This is a genomic window from Streptomyces sp. SID3212, assembly GCF_009865405.1.
GTDB lineage: Bacteria > Actinomycetota > Actinomycetes > Streptomycetales > Streptomycetaceae > Streptomyces.
The window spans coordinates 35,627-41,626 of sequence record NZ_WWJY01000005.1 but is presented as its reverse complement, the minus strand read 5'-3'; the positions used below and the strand labels follow the sequence as shown (position 1 = coordinate 41,626).

Annotated in this window: 10 protein-coding genes and 2 tRNA genes; 2 read left to right on the top strand and 10 right to left on the bottom strand. The window is 69.5% G+C overall.

Translation table 11 applies throughout. The features are described 5' to 3' along the window. Positions 1-2: 2 nt before the first annotated feature. Entirely contained in the window at positions 3-515 is a 513-nt protein-coding gene (locus tag GT042_RS00605) for an SSI family serine proteinase inhibitor (RefSeq protein WP_161306723.1), read from the bottom strand. Positions 516-737: 222 nt separating this feature from the next. Here GT042_RS00605 and GT042_RS00600 point away from each other — a divergent pair. Further along, positions 738-828 (top strand) — tRNA-Ser (locus GT042_RS00600). 231 nt (positions 829-1,059) lie between these two features. Continuing rightward, positions 1,060-1,132, top strand: a tRNA-Arg gene (locus GT042_RS00595). Positions 1,133-1,209: 77 nt separating this feature from the next. Here the strand turns inward: GT042_RS00595 and GT042_RS00590 are convergent. From GT042_RS00590 to GT042_RS00550, 9 genes are all read right to left on the bottom strand, one after another. Further along, entirely contained in the window at positions 1,210-2,445 is a 1,236-nt protein-coding gene (locus GT042_RS00590; RefSeq protein WP_345943624.1) for a site-specific integrase, read from the bottom strand. Then, complete coding sequence (locus GT042_RS00585; protein ID WP_161306721.1) at positions 2,433-2,639, bottom strand: excisionase family DNA-binding protein; 207 nt, start codon at positions 2,637-2,639, stop codon at positions 2,433-2,435. Before GT042_RS00585 ends, GT042_RS00590 begins: the two co-directional genes overlap by 13 nt. Beyond that, entirely contained in the window at positions 2,636-4,033 is a 1,398-nt protein-coding gene (gene repSA / locus GT042_RS00580; RefSeq protein WP_161306720.1) for a replication initiator protein RepSA, read from the bottom strand. Before repSA ends, GT042_RS00585 begins: the two co-directional genes overlap by 4 nt. Then, positions 4,033-4,233 (bottom strand): hypothetical protein, encoded by a 201-nt coding sequence (locus GT042_RS00575; RefSeq protein ID WP_161306719.1) that lies wholly within the window; start codon positions 4,231-4,233, stop codon positions 4,033-4,035. Before GT042_RS00575 ends, repSA begins: the two co-directional genes overlap by 1 nt. A 5-nt stretch (positions 4,234-4,238) precedes the next feature. After that, positions 4,239-4,424, bottom strand: coding sequence for a hypothetical protein (locus GT042_RS00570; RefSeq protein ID WP_161306725.1), 186 nt, complete (start codon positions 4,422-4,424; stop codon positions 4,239-4,241). Between the two features lie 86 nt (positions 4,425-4,510). Beyond that, on the bottom strand, positions 4,511-4,786 hold the full coding sequence (locus tag GT042_RS00565) for a hypothetical protein (RefSeq protein ID WP_161306718.1): 276 nt from the start codon (positions 4,784-4,786) through the stop codon (positions 4,511-4,513). A gap of 15 nt (positions 4,787-4,801) precedes the next feature. Continuing rightward, a complete protein-coding gene (locus GT042_RS00560) occupies positions 4,802-4,990 on the bottom strand; it encodes a mobile element transfer protein (RefSeq protein ID WP_161306717.1) in 189 nt (62 codons plus the stop codon). 15 nt (positions 4,991-5,005) lie between these two features. Further along, entirely contained in the window at positions 5,006-5,707 is a 702-nt protein-coding gene (locus tag GT042_RS00555; protein WP_161306716.1) for a DUF2637 domain-containing protein, read from the bottom strand. A gap of 20 nt (positions 5,708-5,727) precedes the next feature. Next, the gene (locus tag GT042_RS00550) at positions 5,728-5,913 is read right to left on the bottom strand and encodes a hypothetical protein (RefSeq protein WP_161306715.1); all 186 of its coding nucleotides are present in this window, start codon (positions 5,911-5,913) and stop codon (positions 5,728-5,730) included. Positions 5,914-6,000 lie beyond the last annotated feature (87 nt).

Sequence of the window (6,000 nt, the reverse complement as noted above, 5' to 3'; positions counted from 1 at the left end):
TCCTACGAACCGGCGGGGGCGGGCAGGATCGGCTCCATCGTCTTCCAGCGGGCGATCTCGCAGCCGTTCTTGCGGTTGAAGGTGGCGTCCACGTTCCTGCCCCGCCAGATGCCGGTGACGCGGGCGGTGGCGTCACCGCCGTACTGCATGGTGCACATCTGGTCCTTGGCGACCGGCGCGAACGGGTCCTTGTCGCTGCCGGCCAGCTCCGTCAGCCGGTCGCAGGCGGCCTTGGCCCGGGGGTGTGTCCCGCCGACCGGACCGCATTCCAGTTTGAACGAACCATCCGCCCGGGTGACGCCCGAACCGGCGACGGTCACGGTGAACGAGTCGGGCCGCTCTTCGAGGAGCGGCAGCGGAAGCGGCGCGAGCCGCCCGAGGGGGGAGGCGAGCGGGGAGGCACCGGAACCGGCGACGGGCCCCGCGAGGGCGCCGGAGGCGCCTGAGGCGGCGGGCGCGAGGGCGGTGAGCGCGGCGACGGACGCGGCGGCGGTGAGGACGAGGCGGCGCAGCATGAAAGCTCCTGACGGGTTACGGATCCGGGGTCGGCCCCCGACACGTCTAACGCTCGTCGGGCCCAGGCGTTGCGCAACCGGAGCCGCGCGAACGCGGCAGGGCGGCCGGAGATGCTTTGCTCTACGCCCCGCCCGCCTAGTACCGTGAGCGGCGATTGGTGAGAGCCCACCCGGCTGTGTCATCATCTGCACGCACCGTCCGCGCCCGCGCGGTGGTGTGCTGGAGGCGTCGCCTAGTCCGGTCTATGGCGCCGCACTGCTAATGCGGTTTGGGCCTTAAAGCCCATCGAGGGTTCAAATCCCTCCGCCTCCGCGCAAGCACCACCGAAGCCCCGGCCACCCGGCCGGGGCTTCACCTGTTCCGGACCCGTTCCGGACCCGTTCCAAGGCTCGCGCGCCACCCGGCCCACCCACTCCACGAACCGCACTTCCCGGGCATCTCCGCAGGTCAGCCCCGGTATGACGAATGGATTTCACCTGGCGCCACAGGTCATGTAATGTTGTTCTCGCAACGCCGCCCAGGCAGAAAAGCCCGGAACGCCAAGCACTCGTAGCTTAACGGATAGAGCATCTGACTACGGATCAGAAGGTTGCAGGTTCGAATCCTGCCGAGTGCACACAGGTGAGAGCCCCTCTGGATATGTCCAGAGGGGCTCTTGCGTTGCCCGTACAGCAACGAAGTACAGCAACCGTGTCAGCCGGTACTGCCCATCGCGTCGGACAGCTTGCCGAGAGCCGTGCGTACTTCCTCTTCGCCTGCTTCGGCGTACACCTCCATCGTCATCGCGATCTGCGAGTGCCGCAGGATCCGCTGCGCGATCTTCGGATGGACTCCGAGGACGACGAGAAGTGCGGCCACCGTGTGCCGGGTGTTCCGGAGCGGGATGATCCGCAGGCCGGCGCGCCGGGTGCGGAGGGCGAACATCCGCGTGAGGTTTCCGGGCTCGATCGGCGTGCCGTACTTGGTCGTGAAGACCAGCCCGTGAACGTCCTGCCAGAGCTCTCCGGCGGCGCTCCGGTCGCCGATCTGCTGGGCCCGGCGCATCCGCAGCGCCTTGAGGCAGAGCGCCGGCAGCGGCAAGAAGTCGTCCGAGTCCTCGGTCTTGGTCTCGCGATGGAGGAGCTGCCGACCGGCCCGCTGGATCTGGTGATCCACGTACAGCTCGCCGGAGTCGAAGTCGATGGACGTCCACGTCAGCCCCAGGACCTCCCCGCGGCGCAGGCCCAGCGTCAGGACGAGCACCCAGGCCGCGAAGAGGTGGTCATCACGAGCGGCGGCATCAGCGAGGAAATGCCCGGCCTCGGCGACAGACCACGGCTTGACCCGGCGCCGGCGAGGTTTGGGCACCTTCACGAGGGAGGCCACGTTCTTGTTGATCTCCTCTTCTGTGACCGCATGCGTCAGCGCAGCCCGAAGAGCGTCACGGGATCCCTGGACCACCCGACGGGAGGCGTACGACTCACAGCAGTCCCCGACCGCGCAGCACTTCCTCCGAGCCGGTGCCCGCTTCGCATCCTTCCCCTGGGCACAGCACTGGCACAGAGTGCCCAGCTTGCTCAGCCACTCCCGCACGTCTCGCACGGTGAGCTTGTCCAGTCGCTTGGCGCCGAGGTGCGGGGAGATGTAGAGCCGCACGTACCCCTCGTACGAGACATACGAGAGCGGGGCCAGGTTGGGCTTCACGATCGAGTCGAGCCAGTACGCGAGGAAGGCCGCGAGGGTGCGGTGCCGAGTGGCCACTGGCCCTCTCTTCGATTCGGCATGGAGCTTGAGCCACTTGTCGTGGACCTCTTCGCGGGTCTTGCCGTAGGCGTACTTCCTCGCCCGCCTCCCGTCCGGCTTGGTGACCCAGGCGTAGGCCGCGTAGCCGTTCTTGTACGGGTAGATGGACCCTTCCCCGTTGCCACGCTTCCCGGTCATGCCGCCCACCCTTCGGCGTCCGCGGTGACGCGCTGGACGTATTCGTCCACCCAGGTCGGGAGGATGCGCCGATTGCGGCCGATCTTCACCGAACGGATCTCGCCAGCGAGCACGAGCATCTTGGTCTTGGAGAGGCCGAAGCCGAGCATTTCGGCCACCTCGGCAGTGGTGTGCCACTTCCGCTCGATCACGGTGGTGGTCATGAGTGCCCCTCTTCCAGGTCTTCCAGCTCGGCACGGTGTTCACGGGCGGTCAGGCGGTTGTGTTGGAGGTCGCGGTGGATGTTGGCGGCGAGCCAGGATTCGCCGGGGGTGTGGCCGTGGCCGGCGTAGGCCCAGTGGGCGACGGTGAGCGTGGTGGCGTCGGGGTGGTCGTCGGGGTTGGGCAGGCCGAGGGCGGCGCGTTGTTGGTTGGCGCGGTAGTCGGCGCGGACCTGTCGTAGGGCGCCGAGGGTGGTGGAGTAGCGGCGGGATTTGGTGGAGAAGTGGCCCCGGAAGCCGAGCATGTGAGCCCACGCCCAGAGGCGGCGGTCGGGGTAGGCAGCGTCGAGGTCCCAGCAGGCGCGGATGAGGCGGCGGGTGTGGTCGGGCAGGTCGGGGAGCTTGTCGAGTTCGGCGAGTTCTCCGATGCGGCGGTCGACGGTGCCGGTGGTCTCTGCGGCTTTGGTGGCGTATTTGGCGACGTAGGAGGCGACGGCTTGCTCGGTGAGGTCTTCGCCGTTGCCGAAGGCGCCAATGGGTTGGACGTCGAGCTGCGTGCCCCAGCGCAGGACCCGGGCCGGGTAGTCGCCCGCGGCGGGGAGGGCGATCTCGGCGCGGGCTGCGGCGGCGCGTAGGGCGTCGGTGAGCAGGTCGAGGGTGGCCCAGGTCGGCGGTGGGGAGTCCGGTCCGTCGGGTCCGTCGAAGCGGATCACGGCGTGGAAGTGGATGGCGCCGCGCTTTTGGTACTCAGCAACCTTGCCGTAGGAGACCCGCAGGCACTTCCGAAGAGCCTTCTGGGTGATGCCGGCGCGAGCGGCCAGTTCCCGGGGGAGGTAGATGGTGACGTAGCGCCAGAGGTGCCCGGCGTGGTTGTTCCACAGCACCGCCCCGGCGTAGTCGTACGTACCGGGGTCCAGTGCGGTCCCCAACTCGGTTGCTCCGTCTGCGTGTTGGGTGCCACAGCGGCAACGCCCCGAGGTGGGCCGGTTGTGAACGGGGCCGAAGGACGGGGCGGTGAGGGTGGCGAAGACGCGGGGGTGGTCGCGGACGGTGTGGGGGGTGCCTTTGGCGGGGTCGCCGGTGAGGCCGGCGCGGATGAGGTGGTAGGTGTCGCCGGCGTAGGTCCAGGCGCAGGAGGGGCAGCGGGAGGCCCGCCGGTTGCCGCACGCGATCCGCAGCCGGCCGCCCGGTTCTCCGTCGGTGGTGTAGGTGGAGAAGACGGTGCCGGTGGCGGGGTCGATGGTCTTGGTGGAGCCGGAGAGGTGGATGGGGTCGGCGCAGCCGCCGGTGCGGCGGATCTGGTCTTGCCAGCGGTCGAAGCCGGGGGACCCGGCCACCCTCAGGAGGTCTGTGAGGGTGGTCGGGTCCAGGCCCGCCGTGGTGGCGGTGTCGTTCATCAGCGGCCCTCGCAGGTTTTCTTGTGGTCGGTGTAGCGGTCGACCAGGGCCTTGACGTTGGCGTCGCCGTTGGCGTGGTCTTCGTCTCCGCAGCGGCAGAGATAGTCGCCCTGTGAGCTCGTGTACTTCGTGCCGCTGCGGACCCTCAGCCCCGGGGAGGCCGGTGTGGGGGTGAGGTCGGCGGGAAGTTTGCGACGCATGCCGGTCACCTCGCCACGAAGATGCGAGCGGCGGTGAGAGCGGCCCGGCCGGTGCCGTGGCAGGTCCGGCAGGCCACGGTGATCGTCTGGCGGGAGCCGTCCGGGGTGCGGGTGCCGGTGGTGATGGCGACGGTGGGGAAGCCGTCGCAGTCCTGGCAAAGGCGCGTCCGGGCAGGGCTGTGCTGGGGCATCATGGGTGGGTCCTTCCGGGTCTTCGGATCGGGATGGGTGGGCGCCCGGGGCGGCGGAAGTTTGGCGACCGAGGCCGCCCCGGGGGCTACTTGCTGTGGCGCTTGAGGGTGAGGCCGACGCCGCCGGTGGCCGAGAGAACGGCGACCGTCGCGGCGGCGGCGACGTGCAGGGTCACCGCGATCATGAGAATGATCAGGGCGATGCCGCCGGTGATCGTGACCGCGAGCAGGATGGGGCCGGTGTAGTTGCGGGGTGCGGCCCGGACGATGACGATCTGTTTCGGGTCGGTGCCGGGCGGAAGCTGTCCGAGCAGGTCAGCGGGGATGTGGCCGGCGTTGAACTGGTCCTCGGGGTAGCGCATGGTGCTCACCTCCGGTCAGGGGTTGCAGTGGTGGGTGCGGGCGGCGAGTTCGGCGGCCGGGCGGCTGTCGTAGTCGGCGGAGAACCCGCACTTGGGGGCGGTGCAGGCAGCGGTGTGCTTGGTCCGTCCCCGGCCGTCGGTGTGGGTGCCGACCTGGACCGGACCGATACGCAGCAGGTCGCGGAAGCGGTTCGGACGCGGCATGAACTTCCCTCCTTGTCAGGCGAGTTGGGCGACGATTGCGTCAGCGAGCTGAGGCGGGACACCGAGCCGAGCCCGCAGCGTTCCGGGGTCGATCTCGTTGCCGGTTGCGGTGTGGTGTGCGTCCGCGATCTTCCGGGCGTGATCGAGCAGAGCCGGAGGCACTGGCGAAACGGCGACCGGCAGCGGCCCCGGTAGCAGTTCGGGGACGAACGGGTCAGCGTCAGGAACCCGCTCAACCTCGATATCCGCGACTTCGGCCGGGGCCGGTTCTGTTTCCGGTTCGGCCAGCGGGGCGGGGCCGTCGTCAGCCGGGGTGGCGACGAGGTTGTGAACCTGTCGCATGAGGGCGCCGAAGGCGAGGAGCGCGGCCGAGGGCGGTACGGCGGCGACGACGTAGTGCAGGCGTGGTGCTCCGGCGCCGACTCCGGCGACGTTGAGACCGATCGACCCGAGCGACCCGGCGACCGTGAGGCCGATGGCCCACCAGTCGGTGACACCGCGCAACGCGGCCCGGAACATGAGGACTTCACCGGCCACGATGAATAGGTCGAGGGTGGCGGGCCAGGCCCAGGTGCGGGCGTTGGAGGCGGCGAGGCCGTTGGTCTTAGCGACGTCGGCGAGGTGGGCGTAGGAGAGCCAGAACGCCACCGCCGTCAGGGCGAGGATCACGACTCCCGCGGTGAGGATCGCGGTCCGTTCGGCTTCCTGCTTCGTCATCACAGGGTCCTTCCGTGTGGTCAGGAGGTGGTGGTGCCGGTGCCGAAGCAGGCCAGGCAAAAGCCCTCCTGCTGTCCGACGTTGCGGTGTTTGCGGCCGACGCGGACACTCACGGCGACCTGTCCCGAGCCCTTGCACACCCCGCACGCGGCAGGCGGGACGGGAACCGTCTTCGGGGTGGTGCGAGGGGTGGTCTTCCGGGCCATGGCGGTGATTCCTTCCGGTTTCAGGCATGGGCGGGGTAGGGACCTGGCGCGAGAAGGCCGCGCCGACCTGTGGAGCAAGGGGGGGTG